The organism is Methylocaldum sp. MU1018 (assembly GCF_053646775.1).
In genome coordinates this window covers 2,724,716-2,744,753 of record NZ_CM132195.1, presented here as the reverse complement: position 1 = coordinate 2,744,753, position 20,038 = coordinate 2,724,716, and the positions used below count along the sequence as shown (strand labels likewise).

Here is a 20,038-nt window from a genome sequence, read left to right as displayed (position 1 = left end):
CGAATAAGCCTTTCGATTCGACTGTCTCTTAACCCGTTTCCTAGCCATCACCGCAGCCCTCTATTTCCATATACAGACCGGCCAGGAACACCAGCGCGAACCGGGCACTTAGCGCCCATGCGTTGCCCTCGACGCGTCGATAAAGGATCTCGTCTTTGATGATTTGCGATACTGTAGCCATGTGCCTTACCTCCTAAGTGATTGACCTAAAAACACCGTATCTGCGATACTGTAGCCACTATAGTTCATCATTTATACAGGTGTCAATACATGTCTACACAAAAAACTACAGTCAGACGAAAAAAAACCGAAGTCCTTAACATCCGGTTGAGCGGTGGCATTAAGGCGATGATGTCGCGCCTTGCCGATCTTGAGGACCGCACCATATCGAACTGGTTGGAAGTGACGGTGAAGAGGCTTTATAAGGATGCTGGCTTTACCGATGAACCGGTGGCGCCGGAACCGGCCAAGCGATCAGCGAAGGCGAAGACGAAGAAGACCGACACGCCGGACTAACCGGCAATCAACCAGCAATCACGCCAAGGCGATCACTCTCGATCGCCTTTTTTGTGCCCTTCAGAACCGCACCAGAAGGCCGTTTGTGCCGATGAAATGAATGTTTCTGCCGTGCCGGGTCTACGTTCGGATGGCACCAGCATCAAACGACCGTCAAATGACCTTCCGCTTGCCGTTGCCGGGGTGCGGGTCGAAGGCGTTCGCATGGTGCTGGCAATCGATTAGCTTTCCGCCGATCCTCAGACCCGTAGACAAACGCTCGGAGCAGGCTGGTGCATCGGCTTGCATTGGGGAGGAAAGAGCGGATAGGGCGGGCGTGTTAGGTCTGGCATGGGGGGAATTCCGTAGACAAACGTAGACAAAGCGTAGACGGGTAGTGTCTACGGTTATAACTCAGGCGTGGCGCGGGTTTGAGGCATTTCCGTAGACATGTAGACGGGGGGATATATATACCTTTTTTATAAAAGGTAAGGGGGGGTATTGTCTACATGTCTACGATATTGCTCTAGCCCACGGCTGGCGTGGGTTATAACCGTAGACAAAAGTGTCTACGAATTGTCTACGTTGTCTACGGAATTCAAGATTCGCGACCCACCGATGCAAGAAATGATCAAGCAAAAAAGCGGCCCATGTGGACCGCTTTTTGATGTGAGTTGGCTTACGCCTTCTTGATGTGTTTATTCAGTATGAACACCTCGACCTTGCGCCCACGTCCCGACGTACCGTTACGGTCTTTTTGGGACACCGGGTATATCCGCAGTACGTTCTTCAAGACCTCATCCTTCATGCTCGGCTTTTCGGCGGCAAATTTCCGGCTCCGTTGGCTGATCTCACGTTGAGAAATACCCTTAGACCCGGACCGCTCAATCAGCCGGTACACGTCTTTGCAAAGGGCGTGAAACGGACTCTCTGCTAGATGGTTGCGGAGTTGATTCAAGTTCCGCTCCGTATGCGTTTTGACGTACTCGACGCACCAAGCCGCGGCTTCCTCTGTAATCTGATCCTGTTGAAGCGATCGAGCGACGATAACAGATAGGCGCTTCGCGATCTCGGTGCACCTCACCATTATTTCTGCCAAGCCTTCACGCTTAAGTTCTTCCGCTCGCCTAATATTCTGGGCCTCGAACTCCCTGAATAAACTCCTGGCGCGCGGCCGGGGTGTGTCGGAATTGATCAGGCAGGCGATCGATGAATTTTTAATGCGAATGGAGAAGCTGAAATAGCCGAGTGATCCGGCCTTGAAAGGTAAGGCGCTCACTCTCGAGCGCCTTTTTGTTGCCCGTCGGACCGCACCAGAAGCCTATGGGCGCACGATGCCAGACTCCCGCTACATGCGCCTATGCTGGTGCTGATCGTAGGCGGGATTAGGCGACGTTAAGCCTCTGGTGCTGTTCAAGCCTGGCATGGTGCACGATCTCCCGGCAATCAAAACGACCGTCAAATGACCTTCCGCCGTTGCCGGGGTGCGGGTCGAAGGCGGGCTTGATCGATGCCGGCCGTCAAATGGCCTTCCGCCGATTCTCAGGACCGTAGGCGGGCGTCGCAATGTGGGGGATTGTCAGTCCGAACCGACATCATGACCATGTTCGGTATGGTTCGGATCATCCCGCATGAGTGCCTGCCAGTAACCTGCCAGTAACCTGCCAGTAAAGCTGGTTTACTGGCATTTTAGTGGCAGAAAAAAATCTCACGTAAGCGACTGTTTTTAAATAGATTTCTCATTTCTCTGCCAGTAAGCCAGTAAAGCCAGTAAAAAAATTTTGAAATTGAAAATGGCGGATATGGACAAGTCCGAGCAAAAAAATTTGTCCATATCCGCGATTTTTTGACGTTAATTCATTTCTACTGGCTTACTGGCTTACTGGCAAACGCCCCCCAATGCAACGGATAGGCGTGAACCGATAACCGCCAGACATAAAAAAGCCCCAGCGATTGCCAGGGCTTTTTGTTGTAGCGTTTCCTTAGTTAAGAGAGTCTAGGCTTATCCTTCCGGCCATGAAATCCCTCAATCGCTCTGCGCAAAGCTCCATCGATGGGATGAGACGAGTACGAACATTGTTTTGCCTACCACCACTTTTTATAAATCCCATTGCAACCATAAACTTCCAAAAAGTAGCCCTCGCTGTCTCAGATGCATTGATTGCTTTGAGGTTTTTTAGCCAGTAGCGATAGGCGTCATGTAGGACACTCCCCCCAATTTCTCCGCCGCTCACCCATGGTTTATCTAGGCCAGCATCGACAGCCCCACGGATTACACCATACTCTATGCACTCACTGATCCAATGAGCCGGATGACCGGCAGCTAACGACATTTCACGATTGACTTCAAGCATTTCATTCTCTCGCGGAATATCCCGCTGAGGTATGAAATTTGAAACGTCGTGTGTCAACAAGTAGTGTAAGAACGCCTCACGCCCACCGTTCTCGATTTGGTCACGCAGCGCTGTGAAATACTGGAAATCACCCTTGCGACATGGGCTCACACGGAGTATCCAGTATCGTGCATCTATTCGCTCCACATTTGCCGAATGCATATGGTTCGTCGCCATGAACAGATTAATACCGGCCGGCATATTGATGATTGGGACTCCCTTCCCTTCGATCGGCATATTTTCTGCTCCGGCAGTGGATTTCAGTTTATCGGCGAGCTTGCGATCACCCGCGAAAGAAGCCTCATCAAGGAATACGATGAACTTGCCGCGCAATGCATCATTAAACCTCGAGAACCCATGCTCGACGTTGCTTGACATAAACCCATGTAGACCAGCCATCGGGACAAGGACATGCTCTAAAAAAATACCCTTGCCGATTTGTTGTTCCTCGGAGTACAGCGTAGTGATAATCCTGCTCGGACGGCCTACGTTCTGGAATTGCCATGCCAGAAGACTCAAGAACGCCTCATAAGTCGCGGTATCACTGCCGCATATAACCTCATAAATGTGCCGCAGGATCAGGCTACAGTCGCCCTCAATGGGTTTGCACCCGTAGCCGGTAAACAGGTTATAGTCGGACTCCAATACCGGCTTTGCCGTGAATCTGATCCGATTGAATGTGTGCTTGTTTGCGCTTTGTCTCCAAGCGCGCGACGCATCCACACATTGAGGCTGCCCCTTGCTATCGACTCCCACGATTACTACCTCAGACTCAATTCGTGCTCTGAAATCCTTATCTGAAACCGGTAGACCGTCCGGCCTATGTATGATGCACGTTTGCTGCCCTGGCGCCTCTAGCATGCCGAATTTCTTGTTCAATATTTCGAGGCTCGTAATCCTGCGGGTAATACCTGAGAGTTCAATGGTGTTACCGGGTTCTAGCTTTTTAGCCCACTTAAACGCCCGTTGCGCGATCTCATCAGCATGATCTCGTAACCACGGCCACTGTTTAACGATTCGTCGGGCTATCAAATTCATTGGTTCGCCCCTCAACGTAGCCCGGCGTGCGCTTAGCGTAGCCTCCTTCATAGCGTCCGAGGTAGGCGTTGCCGCAGAATCTACGGTGCCTGAATTGCCAGCTAGGTCTAGCTCGTCGCCCCCAAGCTCATCCAACGATTCATGATCGGTCGGTACACCACCCGCAACCAGTCCCTCGAAATTCATTTCCTCCGGCAGGAACGGGTGCAAAAAATACTTAACACCACCATGGGCGAACGAATTGATGACCGGCTTGCCGCAATTCCAATAAAATTGAGCTTTGCCGCGCCCGTATGCCGCCCCCTCGATCGGATCGGCCAGGGTTTTGCCGCTGAACCGATGTGGATCGTCCAGGACATCTCGGACGGTTACGACGCCCTCGCGGTCGAAATCGAGCAGAAAGCTTTCATACAGGTCCTTAGATTCCGGATTGGCGCTCGTTCGGATGGTGCGGACTGCGGTTTCGCGGTCGATACCCCGATACCTTACCAGTTCATCGGCGCGTTCCTCGACATAAGACTCAAAAACCGATTTCGACTCGCCGTCGATGGCGGCCTTCGCTTTCTCGACGAGTGCCGCATATTCCCGTTCCTCGTCCGGCGTCAGGTCGGCCAATGTCGTGGTGTCCAGATACCCGCCAGGACGGTACTCAGGCGCCGGACGATCCTGGTAGAGTCCATCGCCGACTACGGCACCCGCCACAAAATCTAAACGTTCGGGAGAGAACACAGCCCCATCGATGATGGCCCGCACAAGCTTCGCGCCGTTCTTTGCTAATGCAATGTATCCCCAATTGGCCAGCCATAGGCGTTTGAAGAGTGCAGCCCCGAATCGCTCTATGTCCGATCCGCGCGGCACCGGGTAATAGACGTGCATACCACCGGAATCGGACACTAGCTCGCCCGTGGCCTTGTCCTTAATGCGGGCCGAAGTGGATGTTGTGATGATTCGGGCAGCCGTCCTCATCGCCGGACAGACTTCCTCCAGCGCCCGCAAGAACTCGTCGCGATCCTGTAGCCGCGGACCCCAGTCGTTTGGATCGTGATCGATCATGAGGATTGCCGGCGCATCGGTGTACTTGAAATTGTCACCCGTCCTGGTGACTGCTTTTCCGGTATCCCCGTAACGATCGATTAGTCCACGCGATGCGACATGGATTTGTTTGTGCTCCTGGCAAATGCCATACCCAAACGCCTGATTAGTCCATGCGAGTTCGAGATATCGCCTGAAAAAGCCGAAATGCGTTTCGATGGTCTCGGCATGCCCCAGCACCATGCGGCACTCGGATGCGTCCTTCTGCACCTTCCCGCTCTCGTCTTTATAGATAATTTTGGTCAGGATGCCAGGTTTCTCGACGCCGTTTTCGTCCGTTTCAGTCGCCTTTGTATAGATAGTGAAATTGACGATCGGGGTTTTTAGGTTCTCTTCGAGTTTCCGCTCGCAATACTCGTCGTACTCGGCGCGCCATGCCGCAAACGCCTCGTCGTCCTCGCTCTGTTGTGACGGTATACTGTTGTCTATGGACGATGATTGACCTTGCACATCCGTTAAGACCGTCTTATCATTGTCCTGCCGTGTCGAAGTCTGGATGTCATTTAACATAGTGGTATCCTGATTTTGAAAATGGTTGTACATACCTGATTCCTAGCCCGTGATTCGGTTGCCCCCCGGTCACGGGCGTTTGTTTCAGAACGACGTCTTGCGGCTCTCGATCCAGCGGATAAGTTCCGATCGCAAAAAACCGCTGGCGGTACCGCTAAGCTTGATCCGCCGCGGGAACGTCTTATCTCGGCTGGCGATGGCGTAAACGGTCGACCGGGAAACCCCCAGCATTTTTGCTGCGTTGTTAATGCGCACGATCTCGTCGTTTCTGGCATTCATAGCTCCTCCTATAACGGTTGGTTGAATGTGTCTTTCGACGCCCTTTACGATGCCGTCACGACCAAGACACAGTTACCCAGTGCTGGACAGTTACGGACGCAATAAGGCTCTAACTTTTTGAAATTCCTGAACTAATTCAGGATTTCAAGGTTTTCCCGGCCTATCGTTTCCGAATCAGCCGGTTTCTTTCGGGTGTGGGTTCTGTTTGATATGCGCTCACGAACTCTCGTGAGCGATGCAGTTCTGCGACCGCTGGAATCAAATTACCACATTCATTTTTCCCTCCGCAACCCCATATCTTGTGCCTCATCCCGTTAAGACGACCTTAACACACAATATATTGTGGTCCGGCTTCCGTGCGGAAAATATAGCTTGGGGTTTCGTCGTGGGAAAAATTTTTTTAGGGTTGGGCGGATTGTGCTTCCATGGCTCGACGCCATTCAGCCGCGGCCTCAACTGAGACCAGTCGGCGCCGCCCTAGCCTAAATGTTTTGGGTGCCAAGCCGCGCTTTTCCAGGTTATAGAATGTTCCCGCACAGATGTCGTGCCGCTTGCAGAATTCGGGGATGGTGTACACGTCGCGCTCGGTTTGCTCATTCTTCGTAGTCATTGCCATCATTTCTCTATGTAGTTACATCGACGGTCACAATAATGCACGAAAAAACAACGGCTTGCATCCTAGATAAGTAAGCCGACTTAACTAGGAACCGTCCATTTCTTCCCGGTTGTTCCGCGCGCGTTCCTCGAAGCCGGGCATCCAGCGGTAATAGATCTGCTCGACCCGCTTGGCGCTCAGATGCTCGCGGGTGCCGATCTCTCGGAACAGCACTCCGGTCGATTCTCCGTCCCTCTGGCGCCAGTAAATTTCATTGGCGATCCGGAAATCACGGCCCTCGTTTTCCCTCGGCCGGTGCCGCGCTGGCTTGAGATTCAGGGCCGCAGCCGGATCCGCGCCTTGACCGATAGCCCGCAGTGCGTCGATGAAATACTGCCGGGTTTCATCCGTTACCGGAGTGCCGTTCGCCAAATGCTCGGCCATGAATCGGCACAGTAGACGAGCGGCCTCAATGTCCCCTTGCTTGGCCGACATCACGTAAGCATCATCGATTAGCGCCATTGCCCCCCCCCTATCGAATCGATTTGACTTTCTTGTCCGACTCACCGCCGAAACTCGGCAGATTCGCCCGGATCGTTTGCGCTACATAGGAGTCCCGCAAATGTGCATAGTGCCGTTCGGTCATCCGGGTATCGGCATGACCCAATGCTGCGGCGATCACTTGCAGTGGTACGCCGCGCATGGCCAGCAGGCTCCCGTAGGTATTGCGCAGATCGTGGAAGGATACGGCCGGCGCGATCTTCGCGGCCTTGCAGGCGTCGGCAATGCGCCTTGCTTGGTGCGATTTTCCCCACGGCTCGCCGTCGTCGCGGGTAAAGATTTTCTCGCCGCGCAGCTTACCCGCCGTCCATTGCTCGAACCATGCCTGCCCATCATCGGTCAACGGGACATGCCGCGACTTGCCGCTTTTCGATTCCCGCACAAGCAACACGCCGGCATCCTTGATGAAATCCTGAACCTCGAGACGGATCAATTCGCCGTATCGGCAGCCGGTGAGCAGGGCACCCCGGACCAATTGCCGGAAATCCGGATCACAGGCGTTCAGCAGACGCACGCACTCTGATTCAGATAAGAACCGCTCTTTCGGTATGTCCACCGACCGGAAGGGTTTCACCCGCTCCCATGCGTCACGCGATTCGATCTTGCCATGCTTCCAGGCATGGTTGAGCGCCGCTTTCAGTACGGTCATGATGCGGTTCGCAGTTGCCTTGCGCTTGCGGAGTGCATCCGGGTCTTTTGGGTCGATTTCTTGCAGTTTTCCGCGCCGCCGAAGCGGTTGCTCGATCAAGTGTTTCTGAAATGCCGCGATCCTTTCCGTCGTCAGGTCGGAAAGCTTGAGCGTTCCAAGATTCGGCAGAATGTGCGCGTCGATGGTCGGCCGGGTCCGGTCCGCACTCTTGCCATGGATAGACAGCCACTCGAAATAATCGGACATGGCATCGGCCACGGTGTACTTATCCTTCCGGTGAACTTCGATCTTGGCTTCGGAAAACTCGATAACCTTTCGGTGCGCCTGTTTGTAATCGAGCACGTCAACGCCGTTCGCGTCCTGATGATCGTCGGCTGCACCCAAGGTGCGCTTGATCTTCTGCCCGTCCTCGGTTTTTCGGACCATCCAGACCCCGCCGCGGGCGCCTTTCCGGTAGCCGATGAACAGGCCCGGCGTGACCTGGCGCCAATAGGGCTCATGTTGGGATTTCAGCCGTGCGCGTGCTTCGCGGGTTTCTAATCGTGCGTCTCTCGCATGTCGTGCCATTTTTCTTATCCGATCAGTAGGGTAGGGTGCCATTTCCCTAAATTCTCCAATCGAAATCCAATCGCCGTGCGGCTTAGGGAGAACTTAGGGACAATTTAGGGAAAATACCGGGGTGAATGCTTGAGTACAATTATAGACAGAAGTGAACATTATGTATACGAATACAAGGACATAGATGAACGTCATTGAACGGCCATGAACCGAGTTATCACCCTTTCACGGCGGTAACAGGGGTTCGAATCCCCTTGGGGACGCCATATCGATATGAATCTGGGCACCTGCTTTCTCAGACACTCCGGATCTCCTCCGCCCATCGTACAGACCTGCGCTTCCGCCAGGGTTTCCAGCTCGCCTTTCAGTTCGATCGTGGTGCAGGTTACCCGAACCTCGCTCGCCAGGATCTGTCGATAGCACTTGCCGAATCCGCTGTTCGGATCCAAGCGCCGTTCCCGCAGCACCTGAATAAAGGCCGCAATCTTTGCCGGCGTTAAGCGGTCCAAGGATGTCCTCCGCCGCCGGCGAAGCCCCGCCATTTCACTGAGGAGCATCTCCCGCTGCCGTTTCAGCGCCTCCACCCGAACGGAGAGGGTTTGATCGAGCGGCAAGATGCCTTGCTCTACAGCTTCATACAATCGTTGACGACCGGCTTCAACCGTCGCGAGCGCCTGTTGGACCTCATGGAGGCGCTGATCATCCGCTGTCCAGCGCTCTTTCAATCGTCGACTCAAATCTTTCGGCATCGCGGTGACCCGAGGCACCGTGAACACCCGGTTCGCCAATCGCTCCAGTACCAGCCGGTCGATTTTGGCCCGGGGCCGGTTCGGCGTCGGGCAAAGGTGTATCGCCTTGCTGAGCTTGGTCGCGCATTTGTAATACTGATAACGTCCGCTTTTCCTGCGACCAAAGCCATGCCACAGTCGCAGCATAAGAGGATGATTTCGTTTGGAGGGAGCCGCAGGAGTCACCGAGTCAGCCTTAGAAATCCTGAATCGCAAAGAGGCGTATGAACCCGATCAGCAGTAGGATTTGCACAGAGCCTCAACAGATAACCTCCATTATCCCTATCGAGCTCTCACCCCTGTGGCCTGAAGCGCATACCATCCAACGCTGCCGTTGATCTTCACATAATAGGTCCCTGTCGTTCGGGCCGTGAACGATACCGTCTTGGTCTCACCGTCGTGGTCATATGTGGTAGTAAATGGACTGTTCTGGTCATCCGCTCGGAAGACACCAGGTCGTCCTGGATTTCTCGCGGCCCGACAACCCTTTATCGAATCCTTCAATAGCGGTTTCCGCGATGAATGCCTGAATGTACACTGGTTCATGTCGCTCGAGGATGCTCGCGACGAGATCGAAAACCGGAGGCAGGACTACAAATCATTTTCGACCGGCTGGGGTTGAAACACGGGCCGCTCTCGATACTGCCGAACTGCAAAGGAAGGATTATGACTAAACTCATAGTTTTGCTTGCTGTCGAAAACCATGAACTGCATCAGCAGGTGAAATGGTTATTGCCGGGGCAGAGGTTTGAAGTTTTGGAGGTGTGCAGTAACGATGCGATTCTTGAATGCTTTCGGAACAGAAATCCCCACCTTTTGATATTGGAGCCTCCTCGGTATAACGGGGTCGATATATTCGCGATAGCGGAGCAAATCAGAAAATATGATAGACGGTTCCCGGTCATCCTGGTTACGACTCACGGATCGGAAGCCCTTGCCGTAGCTGCACTGAGAGCTGGATTTAAAGACTACTTCAAACAACCCATTTTGCCCGAGGTATTTACTGCTGCCGTCGAGCGGTTCACTTCCGATTATCGCTGGGAGGCGGTCGTGACCGATAAACCCTCGATATCCGATTTGGCGGATAATCGACAGATCGTCGGCCAAAACGTCTTGATGCGTAGGGTTATGGCTCTGCTGCAAAAGGTCGCTTCGGTGGGTAGTCATGTGCTTATAACCGGGGAAACTGGAACGGGAAAGGAATTGGCCGTCCAATATATTCATCGGCAAAGTGCACGACGTAATAATTCCCTAATCTCTATCAATTGCGCTGCACTGCCGGACAACCTTTTGGAAAGCGAGTTATTCGGCTATGAGAAGGGCGCCTTTACCGGGGCTTATTCCGCGTACGCGGGCAAGCTCAGGCTGGCCGAAGGAGGAACGGTATTTCTTGATGAAATCGGCGACATGAGTTCTTACGCCCAGGCAAAACTTCTTCGTATTCTCGAAAGTAAGGAAGCATATCCCCTGGGAGGAAACAAGCGTTTTGCCGTGAACATCAGAATTATCGCGGCGACCAATCGCGACCTGGAGCAATTGGTTGCAAACGATGCCTTTCGAAAAGACCTGTTTTATCGCCTCAATGTCGCCAGAATCCACTTGCCGCCCCTGCGAGAGCGGAAGGACGATATTCCGTTTCTGATCGATCACTATCTCGCGGTCCTGAGCAGACAACTCGGTCTGGAGATTAAAGAGTTCACGCCCGATGCACTGGAATTACTGTTGCATTACGATTGGCCCGGCAATATTCGTGAATTGAAGAACCTGCTCGAAGCGCTGCTCATCGAGACGTCCCATGAGCGAATCGAAGCTAACGATTTACCCGCCTATATTCGCCGCCAAGTTCGAACCGAGGATGAACTCATCCCGACCGAACGCGAGCTCTTGCTTTCCGCGCTGATGTCTACCCACTGGAACAAGAGTAAGGCCGCCGAGCAACTCCACTGGTCGCGCATGACCCTGTATCGGAAAATGGCGAAATACCATATTTAAGATACCGGGAAAGAAAAGGCCGATCTCGATTTGAAAGCCGTAACATAATCGAGTAACTGTGACAGAATTGTCACGTTCGGCGTTACAGTCGGAAACAGGCTTCAATTCTTCTTTCGGCTCCGGCTAATGGCGTGATTTATCCCAATCCGCCCGACTCCCTCCCTGCTTCATACTTTTGTTCGATCAGCCAAGGTGTCACAGAACACTGTTACACCCAATCGCCGACGCGCGCAGTCTGATTTAAAAAACATTCCTGCTTTCATGGCTTTAATTGCGAAGATCGTGTTTCTTGATGATGGCACGTTGCCTGCACGTGATTGCAGGCGAGACATGGATTGAACTCCGATTTTGGAGAGTCCTGTGGACGCCGGATTACAAGGGGACTATGCGCATGGATGATCAATATACAGTGGGATATCAGGGCCCCGATCCGCGAGAAGGCAAATATGCCAATTATGTCAAGGTTGGTCACAATGCTTTCGAATTCGTCCTGGATTTCGGACAAGTTTATTCGGAGGCCGAAGAGCCACAATTACACACCCGAATCGTTACGAGTCCGGTATATGCGAAGGCCTTTTTGGAGACGCTCAGAGATCCTATCGATCAATATGAACATCGCTTCGAAATCATCGGAAATGGCAAAGCGCCGATCGGTGGTTTCTGATGGTGCTCCGGACATGACCGTTACGAGAGAAGCCACCGATGCGTTCATAGACCACGCGGAGATCTAGCTTGAATCTGGAGTTAAAGGAAAAGTTATCGAGGGTTTGAAGTTTCCGGTTTGTCTGCTCGGGCAAGCTAAACCCTGAGAAGGAGAGTTTCCGATGCCAATCACACCCACCTATCCTGGTGTTTATGTTGAAGAGATCCCGAGTGGCGTACGGACCATCGTCGGCGTCGCCACCTCGATTACGGCTTTTATCGGCCGTGCCCGACGCGGACCAACGAACAAAGCAATCACGATCAACAGCTTTTCCGATTTCGATCGTATTTTTGGTGGGCTTTGGTTGGAGAGTGCGCTGGGTTATGCGGTGCGCGATTTCTATCTGAATGGCGGCAGCCAGGCGATTGTCGTGCGACTGTTCCATCCATTGTTTAAGAATGAGGCGGAGCGGACAGAAGCGGAAACGGCGGCAAATGAGGTCGCGAACGCGGCCAAGGCGGCCGCAACTGCGGCAACAGCCAATGACGCGGGAAAGAAAGCCAAGGAGAAGGCGGATGAGGCGAGAGACAAGATACTCACGCCGCCTGCGGGCAGTCCTGCAAGAACAGCGGCTGAAAAGCAAGCCGCCAAGGAGGTGGCCAAGCTCATCGCCGAGTTGCCGGATGACGCCAAGAAGGAAGACGTGGAAAAGATTGCGGATGCCGCTGTGGTCAAGGCATCCTCTTTCGACAAAGTTAAGTTGCCGATCGGCAATATCAAACTGGAAGCGGCCTATGAAGGTTCCTGGGGGGCGAATCTGCGTGCCGTTGTGGATCTCGACAACATCTCGGATTCAAACCTGTTCAACCTCACCGTAACCGATGCATCGCCGGGCGGCACCAGCGAGCGATTCCTGAATCTCTCCATTGCCGGTGACAGTCCACGCCGCATCGACAAGGTGTTGGAGTCCGAGTCGCGGCTCGTGAGATGGGATGGCGATTGGCCCCCCGCGACCCTGCCGGACATCGCCGCGATCGCCAAAGCAATCAAGGATGTGAAGGAGGCTCCCGAGGATACAGGCAAGCAAGACGCGCTATGGGCACTCACCCAAGACGCGGTTACGCAGGCCGAAAGGAAATACGCCAGGGCCAAGGCGGCGCGAGAGCGCGCTCAAAACAACAATGCTTCTCAGACGGAGATCGACCAGGCAAAGCAAGCCGAGCAGTCTGCCAAAACGGCCCTGGAGGAGGTCCGAAAGACGCTGGCCGACTCGGTCTCGGACGGCTCTGAACTGAACATCAACGATTTCCTCCCGCCCGACAGCAAAAACGAAAAAAAGGCATGCATGCTCTCGAACAGGCGGGCCTTTTCAATTTGCTGTGCATCCCGCCCTACAAAGGCGATGATGTGGAACTCAACCTTCTCGCCGCTGCAGCCGCGTACTGCGAAGAACGGCGAGCCATGTTGCTGGTCGACTCGCCTAGCAGTTGGACATCGAAAGACGCGGCACGTGAGGGCTTCACCAAACCCGAAGATAGCTATCCCGGCATTCCGAGCAAAAACGCCGCCCTGTTTTTCCCACGCCTGAAGCAACCCAACCCGCTGCGTGACAGCCAAAGCGAGGAGTTCGTGCCGTGCGGCGCCGTCGCCGGTGTCTTCGCCAGGACCGATGTCCAGCGGGGAGTTTGGAAAGCACCGGCAGGCATGGAAGCCACACTGGTGGGCGTTCCGCAACTCAGTGTCAATCTCACCGATGCGGAAAACGGCGAGCTCAATCCGCTCGGTATCAATTGCCTTCGGGCTTTTCCCATCATCGGGCGCATCGTGTGGGGATCGCGCACGCTGCAAGGCGCCGATCAGCTCGCCTCGGAGTGGAAATATATCCCCGTCCGCCGCACGGCGCTCTTCATTGAGGAGTCCCTCTTTCGCGGTTTGAAGTGGGTGGTCTTCGAACCCAACGACGAACCGCTCTGGGCGCAGATCCGCCTCAACGTCGGCGCCTTCATGCACAACCTGTTCCGTCAAGGGGCATTTCAGGGGCAAACGCCGCGGGAAGCCTATTTCGTCAAGTGCGACAGCGAGACGACCACGCAAAACGACATCAACCTGGGGATCGTAAACATCGTCGTCGGTTTCGCGCCTCTCAAGCCGGCCGAGTTCGTCATCATCAAGCTTCAGCAGATGGCTGGGCAGATTCAAACCTAAGGAGGCCGACAGATGACACACTTAGTCGCGAGACCCAATCGTTTCGATCCCTACAAGAATTTCAAGTTTAGGGTCAAGTTCGGAACCGACCCGAATTATGTGGCGGGAATCAGCAAAGTCAGCGCGCTCAAGCGCACCACGGAAGTGGTCGAACACCGGGAAGGCGGCGACCCCTCGACCTCCCGCAAATCCCCCGGACGCAATAAATTTGAGCCGATCACGCTGGAGCGGGGCGTGTCACACGACCCGGCGTTCGAGGCCTGGGTCAACAAGGTATGGAACTTCACCGGCAGGGACGGCCGGGAATCGTCGCTCGCCGATTTCCGCAAGGACATCATCATCGACGTCTTCAACGAAGCGGGCCAAAAGGTCATCTCGTACAAGGTTTACCGCTGCTGGGTCTCGGAATACCAGGCTCTGCCCGATTTGGATGCCAACGCCAACGCGGTCGCCATCGAGCACATCAAGCTGGAGAACGAGGGTTGGGAGCGCGATACCGATTTCCAGCCGCCCGACGAGCCCACCTTCGATTGAATCGCGGAATAGGTCATGCGCGCTCTTTCCGCATCCGAGCTCTTGGCCGTCTGGGAAGGGGGGCAGGGCATGTCCCTGCCGGAAAAAGGCTTGGCCTTGCTGGCGGCGGCCTGCCCCGAGTATCCAAAAGATGTCCTCTCGAAGCTGAGCATCGGCAGACGGGATGCGTGCTTGTTGAAGCTGCGCGAATGGATGTTCGGGCCCGAGATCGTGAGTCTGGCGAATTGCCCCGGCTGTGGCGATCGACTGGAATTGACCCTCGAAACCGCGGATCTTTGGATGAATCCGCCGGAGCCGCTCATGGACGGGGTGCGAATGGACGAGGACGTGCTGTCGCTGAGCGTCGGCGATCATGAAGCGCGTTTTCGATTGCCGAACAGCCAGGACCTCCTTGAAGCGGTACGGAGCGAGGATTTGGAGTCGGTCCGGCAACATTTGCTGCAGCGCTGTTTATTGGGCATCTACCGCCAGGGGCAGGAGACGGCGGTCGACAGCTTGCCCGACGGCATGATCCAGGCGGTGCTGGAACGGATGGAGCAGGCGGACCCCCAGGCCAACCTGCGGCTCGAGCTTTCCTGCCCGGCGTGCAATCACTCGTGGCAAGCGGCTTTTGACATCGTCTCCTTCTTCTGGAACGAGATCGGCGCCTGGGCGGTTCGGATGCTGCGCGAGGTCCACGCGCTCGCTTCGGCTTATGGCTGGAGAGAGGCCGATATCTTGGCGATGAGCCCGAGGCGGCGGCAGGCCTATTTGGAGTTGATCAGCCAATGACCGATTTTCTCGAGCAACTGGCCGCAAAAAGCATGAGTGCGGAGAAAGCTCTCCAGCCGCGGCTGCCTTCGTTGTTCGAGCCCGTCAAGGCGGAGCACGGGCTGCTGCCCGATCATGACTTTCACCTAGCGCGGGCAGAGGAACTGTCTACGACCCATGCGACGGGGACCGACATGCCGAGCGGCGCAGATGCTGCGCGCGCTCCTTTGACCGAGCGTTACCCTCAAGCACCTTCTGCCAGGATGGGCACAAATTTGCCGGGAGTAAATTTGGACAGCCGTAGGCTTGCCCGCAGGGCGAATCCCAGGGAAGGGGTGAGCAGTGCGCAGCCAGCCCATCAACGGACACGGCCTTCGACCTTTGTCCACCCTGCATTTGAAAGCGAACAGCACAATCTCGCGATTTCTCAAAATCCCGGAACCGATCTTGTCCGCACCGCAAGCGGACGTACCCCCGGAGCGGCCCCGCGAGGTCCCGACGAACCACCGTATCGGCGCCAAGCTGAACCGGCCATCGAACCCTTCCTTGCTGAGCCGGCGGGCTCGAAAACAAAACGAGACGCTTACGCCATCCGGGATGAAAACGAGGCGATGCGCCACTATGGGGCGGTATCGCCAGGGCGAGACCAACCACCGAACCAGCCGCATTCCGCCCTTCGGCGAGGTCTTGCGCCGGTGGCGTCCGAGGCTTCACCCGACACACGATTTCAGTCCGCTCCGAAGCAAACGCCGCGGGCCATCGTCGCGCGACCGGAGGTGACACGGTCCGTCGAGACGCCGTTGAAGGCTGCGGACGAGTTTTGGCGAGACATGTCCATTCCGAAATCCGCTCCCACCATCCAGGTGACGATCGGACGCGTCGAAGTACGCGCCACGGTTTCCGCCCCCGTACCGAGAAAAGCGGAGCCTGGACCGAAGGCGATGAGCCTGGAGGATTACCTTAAACAACGCCGCGGAGAGCGGCAATGAGCAACGCCTCGGCCATCGCGACGGTCACGACGGCGTTGGCGGAAATCGTTCGTGTTGCGGCGCAATCCGTCATCAACGGGGCGGACGTTTTGACCGAGCGGCCCGACGCCACGGCCATCACCCAGCCACGCATCCGTCTGTTCCTCTACCAGGTATCGGCCAACGCGGCTATGCGCAACAGCGATCTGCCGATGCGTTCGGCCGATGGGAGGTTGGTGGCGCGTCCGACCGTAGCCCTCGATCTGCACTACCTCATGGCCTTTTACGGCAACGAGAAGGACCTGGAACCGCAAAAGATGCTGGGCGCCGTGGTACGCGATCTTCACCGGCAACCGATGCTGCCCCGTTCGAGCCTCGGCGACGCCATTGAGCGGGTCAGGTTTACGCCCGTTCCGCTCTCGCTCGATGAACTCTCCAAGCTCTGGTCCATTTTCTTTCAGACGCCTTATGCCTTGTCGATGGCTTATCAGGGGTCGGTGGTTTTGATCGAAAGCGAGGACGTCCCGCAACCGGCCCTGCCGGTCGCCGAGCGGACCCTGTCCGGAACGCCCTTCGCTCAACCGGCCGTCGACCGACTGGCGGTCGTGGATGCGGCGGGTGATGAGCTGCCGAATCAGCCCATTCGAATTGGCAGCCGAGTGTCGATCAGGGGCAAGGGATTGCGGGGAGACGATACGCTCGTGCTCATGGACGGCGGCGAAATCATGCCGGATGAGGCAACGGATACCCGAATACTTTTGCCCGCTTTGCCTCCGCAACTTCCGGACGGCAAGGCGCTGCGGGCGGGAGTGCGCGGATTGCAGGTGGTTCAGCGCATGCCTTTGGGAATCCCGCCCGAGCCGCATCGAGTAGTCACATCCACCGTTTTTCCTTTCGTGCTGCGTCCGGAGATCGCGCCGGCTCTGGAGGCCGGGTCCGTCAAAATCGAATTTACCCCCAAAGTCGGGCGAACCCAGCGTGTGGCCTTGATTCTGAATGAATTGAGCGCCGGCAGCGCGCCGCTGCCCAAGGCCTATCGAATCGACGCTCCGCCGGATAACGGAATCCCGGCGGGCCAGGACGAAACGGACGTTATCCGTTTCCCGTTGTCCGGCGTGACCAGCGGCACCTATCTCGTACGAGCGCAAGTCGACGGCGCGGAGAGCATTTTGCAGCGCGACGCCAACGGGGCCTATTCCGAGCCCAAGGTGATCATCCCATGACCGATCTCGCGGAGTGGCAGCAGAACAACGACGCCTATTTGTCCGCGGCGCTGGCCTGGCTGCGGCTGCGCTTGCGACGGCTTGCCGAAGCCTCCGCCCCCGCCGTGCCGTCCGCCGAGGCGAAGAGATTCGGCTGGTGGTTCGGCCGCCGCAACCGAAAGCCGCCGGAGTCTGGCGGGGCCCAGGCGACAACCCTCGAAATCGACGAGGCCGCCAAGACCATGACTACCGCCGAGGCCGTCGATCCGCCGCCGGCGTTGCCTTGGCTCGGTCGACGGTTCGGTTTGTCGCGCTTCGAACAGGAAATCCTGCTGCTGTGCTCGGCGATCGAGCTCGATACGACGGTCGCCGGGCTTTGCGCCCGGGCGCAGGATAATCCGAGCCGGCCCTATCCCACCTTTGCCCTGGCGATGGCTCTGTTCGACGATCCCGCATGGGATGCGCTGTCCGCCGAAAGACCGTTGCGTTACTGGCGTCTGCTCGAAATCAATCAGCCGGGCGCCACGCCGCTCACGGTAAGCGCGTTGCGCGCCGACGAGCGCATCGTCAATTATGTCAAGGGCCTGAACACCCTCGACGACAGGCTGACGCCGCTGCTCATCCCGTTCGATGTCGAAGACGACGATCAGCCGTTGCCGCTCTCCCAGCAGGCGGTCATGGACAGCCTCGTTCATCACCTCAAATTCGCCGGCCTCTCGGGGCGCCCATCCGCTGTGCAACTGGTCGGCGCCGACCCGATCAGCAAGCAATGGATCGCCCGGCGCGCGCTATCCCAGCTTGGCCTGCAGCCGCTGCGCCTGTTCGTCGATGCTCTGCCGGCTCAGACCGCCGAGTTGGAAGCGTTGGCTCGGCTGTGGCAGCGGGAAAGCATTCTGCTGCCCATCGCGCTTTATCTGGACGCCTCTGAATCGGGAGAGATGCAGCCGTCGGAAGGGCAGAATCCTCTGGGTCGATTCGTGCGTCGCCTCCACGGGCCGGCGATCGTGGATACCCGAGAGGTGCGCGCCGAACTCGGCACCGACAGCCTGGAATTCGACAAGCCGGCCTCCGCCGAGCAGCGGGCGGCCTGGTCGGAAGCTTTGAGTTCCGCGGCTGGCGATAGCGCGGCACAGCTCGCCGCCCAATTCAACCTGGATGTGCCGACCATTCGCCAGATCGCGCTGACCGTGCTGGCGGACCATCCGGGCGAAACGTCGACTCTACACGAGCGGCTCTGGGAAACCTGTCTGGAGAGAACGCGCCCGCGCCTCGACAAGCTGGCCGAGCGCATCGAACCCAAGGCCCGCTGGGACGACCTGATTCTGCCCGACGAAGCCACAGCGCTTTTGCGCGAGATTGCGGCCCAGGTGGGGCAACGAAGCACGGTCTACGACACCTGGGGTTTTCGCCGGAAGATGAACCGGGGCTTGGGCATAAGCGCTCTATTCGCCGGCGAAAGCGGCTGCGGCAAGACCATGGCCGCCGAGGTGATCGCCAACGCGTTGCGCCTCAATCTTTACCGCATCGATCTCTCGGCGGTGGTGAGCAAATACATCGGCGAGACCGAAAAGAACCTGCGCCGTCTGTTCGATGTCGCCGAGAGAGGGGGCGCCATTCTGTTTTTCGACGAGGCGGACGCCCTGTTCGGCAAGCGCAGCGAAGTCAAGGACAGCCACGACCGCTACGCCAACATCGAGATCAATTATCTGTTGCAGCGCATGGAAGCCTACCGGGGGCTGGCGATTTTGGCGACCAATATGAAAAGCGCGCTAGATCAGGCCTTTCTCCGTCGGCTGCGCTTCATCGTCAATTTCCCGTTTCCCGGCGCCGCGGAACGGCGGCGCATCTGGGAAAGGGTTTTTCCCCCGGAGACCCCGAAAGACGTATTGGATTACGACCGCCTCGCCCGATTCAACCTCACCGGCGGCAGCATCCACAACATCGCCCTCAATGCGGCATTCATGGCGGCACAGGCTAAAACCGGCGTCAGCATGCCGCTCATCTTCGAGGCGGCGCGCAACGAATTCCGGAAGCTGGAAAAGGCCATCAACGAAGCGGATTTCCGTTCGCTGGAGGCGGTGGGGGTAAAGCATGAACATTAATGTCCATATCGAACGGCTCATTCTCGACGGGCTGCCGGTTGCTGGAAGCCAAACACCGATGCTGCAAGCGGCGGTCGAGGCCGAACTCGCACGGCTGCTTGCCGCCGATGGGTTGGGTTCCAAATTGCGGGCGGGCGGCGCGATGCCGTCGGTGAAAGCGGGGAACATTCAAATGGCGAGCGACAGTGCGCCCGATGACTTGGGACGGCAAATCGCGCAAGCGGTGTACGGAGGGATCAACCGATGAACGGTGCCGCATAGCACGGAAGTCGGCCCATTTCGGCGGGTTACGCCTAAACAGCGGGGATAAGGAAGGACAACGATGCCATTCAGTCTCATCAAAGGAACATTCCACGTCGTCGGCTACTCGCCGGACGGAGACTCGGTCCGGTTTCAAGCCGACGACCGCAATCATTGGAATTTGCTCGGAGGACCTCCGGTCGATCTGAATGCCAGAGGGCACGCCCAACTGCGCATCGAAGCGATCGACACCTGGAGACGCACTACGAAGACCACTTCATGGGCAACGGCGGCTTCGAGAACTATCCCGCCGCCAAGCCGGACCCGGTGCTGGAATGGAAGGCCGGCCATTTCATCAATCTCGACCCCTTCGTCGAGGTCACCGGGAATGAGGTCAAGCTGACCGTCGAACCCGAAGATCTGGTGTTCATCGAGAAGTAGGCG

Annotated in this window: 18 protein-coding genes and 1 pseudogene; 12 read left to right on the top strand and 7 right to left on the bottom strand. The window is 56.5% G+C overall.

The features are described from left to right. Positions 1 to 40 precede the first annotated feature (40 nt). Positions 41 to 181, bottom strand: a complete 141-nt coding sequence (locus ACWJKU_RS12580) for a hypothetical protein (protein WP_454142647.1) — start codon at positions 179 to 181, stop codon at positions 41 to 43. 89 nt (positions 182 to 270) lie between these two features. Between ACWJKU_RS12580 and ACWJKU_RS12575 the strand changes: the two genes are divergently transcribed. Next, positions 271 to 516 (top strand): hypothetical protein, encoded by a 246-nt coding sequence (locus ACWJKU_RS12575; protein ID WP_454142646.1) that lies wholly within the window; start codon positions 271 to 273, stop codon positions 514 to 516. Positions 517 to 1,174: 658 nt separating this feature from the next. Here the strand turns inward: ACWJKU_RS12575 and ACWJKU_RS12570 are convergent. From ACWJKU_RS12570 to ACWJKU_RS12545, 6 genes are all read right to left on the bottom strand, one after another. Next, the gene (locus ACWJKU_RS12570) at positions 1,175 to 1,774 is read right to left on the bottom strand and encodes a hypothetical protein (RefSeq protein ID WP_454142645.1); all 600 of its coding nucleotides are present in this window, start codon (positions 1,772 to 1,774) and stop codon (positions 1,175 to 1,177) included. Positions 1,775 to 2,477: 703 nt separating this feature from the next. Further along, a complete protein-coding gene (locus tag ACWJKU_RS12565) occupies positions 2,478 to 5,561 on the bottom strand; it encodes a primase-helicase family protein (RefSeq protein ID WP_454142644.1) in 3,084 nt (1,027 codons plus the stop codon). 51 nt (positions 5,562 to 5,612) lie between these two features. Continuing rightward, positions 5,613 to 5,807 (bottom strand): helix-turn-helix transcriptional regulator, encoded by a 195-nt coding sequence (locus ACWJKU_RS12560; RefSeq protein ID WP_454142643.1) that lies wholly within the window; start codon positions 5,805 to 5,807, stop codon positions 5,613 to 5,615. A gap of 700 nt (positions 5,808 to 6,507) precedes the next feature. Continuing rightward, positions 6,508 to 6,924 carry a hypothetical protein gene (locus tag ACWJKU_RS12555; protein ID WP_454142642.1) on the bottom strand — a complete coding sequence of 139 codons (417 nt, stop codon included), beginning with the start codon at positions 6,922 to 6,924 and terminating at the stop codon, positions 6,508 to 6,510. A 10-nt stretch (positions 6,925 to 6,934) separates the two neighbouring features. After that, entirely contained in the window at positions 6,935 to 8,179 is a 1,245-nt protein-coding gene (locus ACWJKU_RS12550; protein ID WP_454142641.1) for a tyrosine-type recombinase/integrase, read from the bottom strand. A 182-nt stretch (positions 8,180 to 8,361) separates the two neighbouring features. Beyond that, the gene (locus ACWJKU_RS12545) at positions 8,362 to 9,105 is read right to left on the bottom strand and encodes a zinc ribbon domain-containing protein (RefSeq protein WP_454142640.1); all 744 of its coding nucleotides are present in this window, start codon (positions 9,103 to 9,105) and stop codon (positions 8,362 to 8,364) included. Between the two features lie 302 nt (positions 9,106 to 9,407). On the opposite strand from ACWJKU_RS12545, the pseudogene ACWJKU_RS12540 reads away from it, so the two are divergent. The 11 genes and pseudogenes from ACWJKU_RS12540 to ACWJKU_RS12490 form a co-directional block, all read left to right on the top strand. Continuing rightward, a pseudogene (locus ACWJKU_RS12540) lies at positions 9,408 to 9,553 on the top strand (integrase core domain-containing protein); the annotation flags it as partial. A gap of 71 nt (positions 9,554 to 9,624) precedes the next feature. Further along, the gene (locus ACWJKU_RS12535; protein WP_454142639.1) at positions 9,625 to 10,950 is read left to right on the top strand and encodes a sigma 54-interacting transcriptional regulator; all 1,326 of its coding nucleotides are present in this window, start codon (positions 9,625 to 9,627) and stop codon (positions 10,948 to 10,950) included. A gap of 391 nt (positions 10,951 to 11,341) precedes the next feature. Continuing rightward, positions 11,342 to 11,614, top strand: coding sequence for a DUF3467 domain-containing protein (locus ACWJKU_RS12530; protein WP_454142638.1), 273 nt, complete (start codon positions 11,342 to 11,344; stop codon positions 11,612 to 11,614). 1,320 nt (positions 11,615 to 12,934) lie between these two features. Further along, positions 12,935 to 13,798, top strand: a complete 864-nt coding sequence (locus tag ACWJKU_RS12525; RefSeq protein ID WP_454142637.1) for a phage tail sheath family protein — start codon at positions 12,935 to 12,937, stop codon at positions 13,796 to 13,798. 12 nt (positions 13,799 to 13,810) lie between these two features. Next, on the top strand, positions 13,811 to 14,332 hold the full coding sequence (locus ACWJKU_RS12520; RefSeq protein ID WP_454142636.1) for a phage tail protein: 522 nt from the start codon (positions 13,811 to 13,813) through the stop codon (positions 14,330 to 14,332). Positions 14,333 to 14,347: 15 nt separating this feature from the next. Next, the gene (locus ACWJKU_RS12515) at positions 14,348 to 15,103 is read left to right on the top strand and encodes a T4 family baseplate hub assembly chaperone (protein WP_454142635.1); all 756 of its coding nucleotides are present in this window, start codon (positions 14,348 to 14,350) and stop codon (positions 15,101 to 15,103) included. Continuing rightward, on the top strand, positions 15,100 to 16,071 hold the full coding sequence (locus ACWJKU_RS12510) for a hypothetical protein (RefSeq protein WP_454142634.1): 972 nt from the start codon (positions 15,100 to 15,102) through the stop codon (positions 16,069 to 16,071). The genes ACWJKU_RS12515 and ACWJKU_RS12510 overlap by 4 nt, the downstream gene beginning before the upstream one ends. Next, positions 16,068 to 17,273 (top strand): DUF4255 domain-containing protein, encoded by a 1,206-nt coding sequence (locus ACWJKU_RS12505; protein WP_454142633.1) that lies wholly within the window; start codon positions 16,068 to 16,070, stop codon positions 17,271 to 17,273. The genes ACWJKU_RS12510 and ACWJKU_RS12505 overlap by 4 nt, the downstream gene beginning before the upstream one ends. After that, the gene (locus tag ACWJKU_RS12500; protein ID WP_454142632.1) at positions 17,270 to 19,354 is read left to right on the top strand and encodes an ATP-binding protein; all 2,085 of its coding nucleotides are present in this window, start codon (positions 17,270 to 17,272) and stop codon (positions 19,352 to 19,354) included. The genes ACWJKU_RS12505 and ACWJKU_RS12500 overlap by 4 nt, the downstream gene beginning before the upstream one ends. Further along, complete coding sequence (locus ACWJKU_RS12495) at positions 19,344 to 19,601, top strand: hypothetical protein (protein ID WP_454142631.1); 258 nt, start codon at positions 19,344 to 19,346, stop codon at positions 19,599 to 19,601. The genes ACWJKU_RS12500 and ACWJKU_RS12495 overlap by 11 nt, the downstream gene beginning before the upstream one ends. Before the next feature lie 272 nt (positions 19,602 to 19,873). Next, the gene (locus ACWJKU_RS12490; protein ID WP_454142630.1) at positions 19,874 to 20,035 is read left to right on the top strand and encodes a hypothetical protein; all 162 of its coding nucleotides are present in this window, start codon (positions 19,874 to 19,876) and stop codon (positions 20,033 to 20,035) included. Positions 20,036 to 20,038 lie beyond the last annotated feature (3 nt).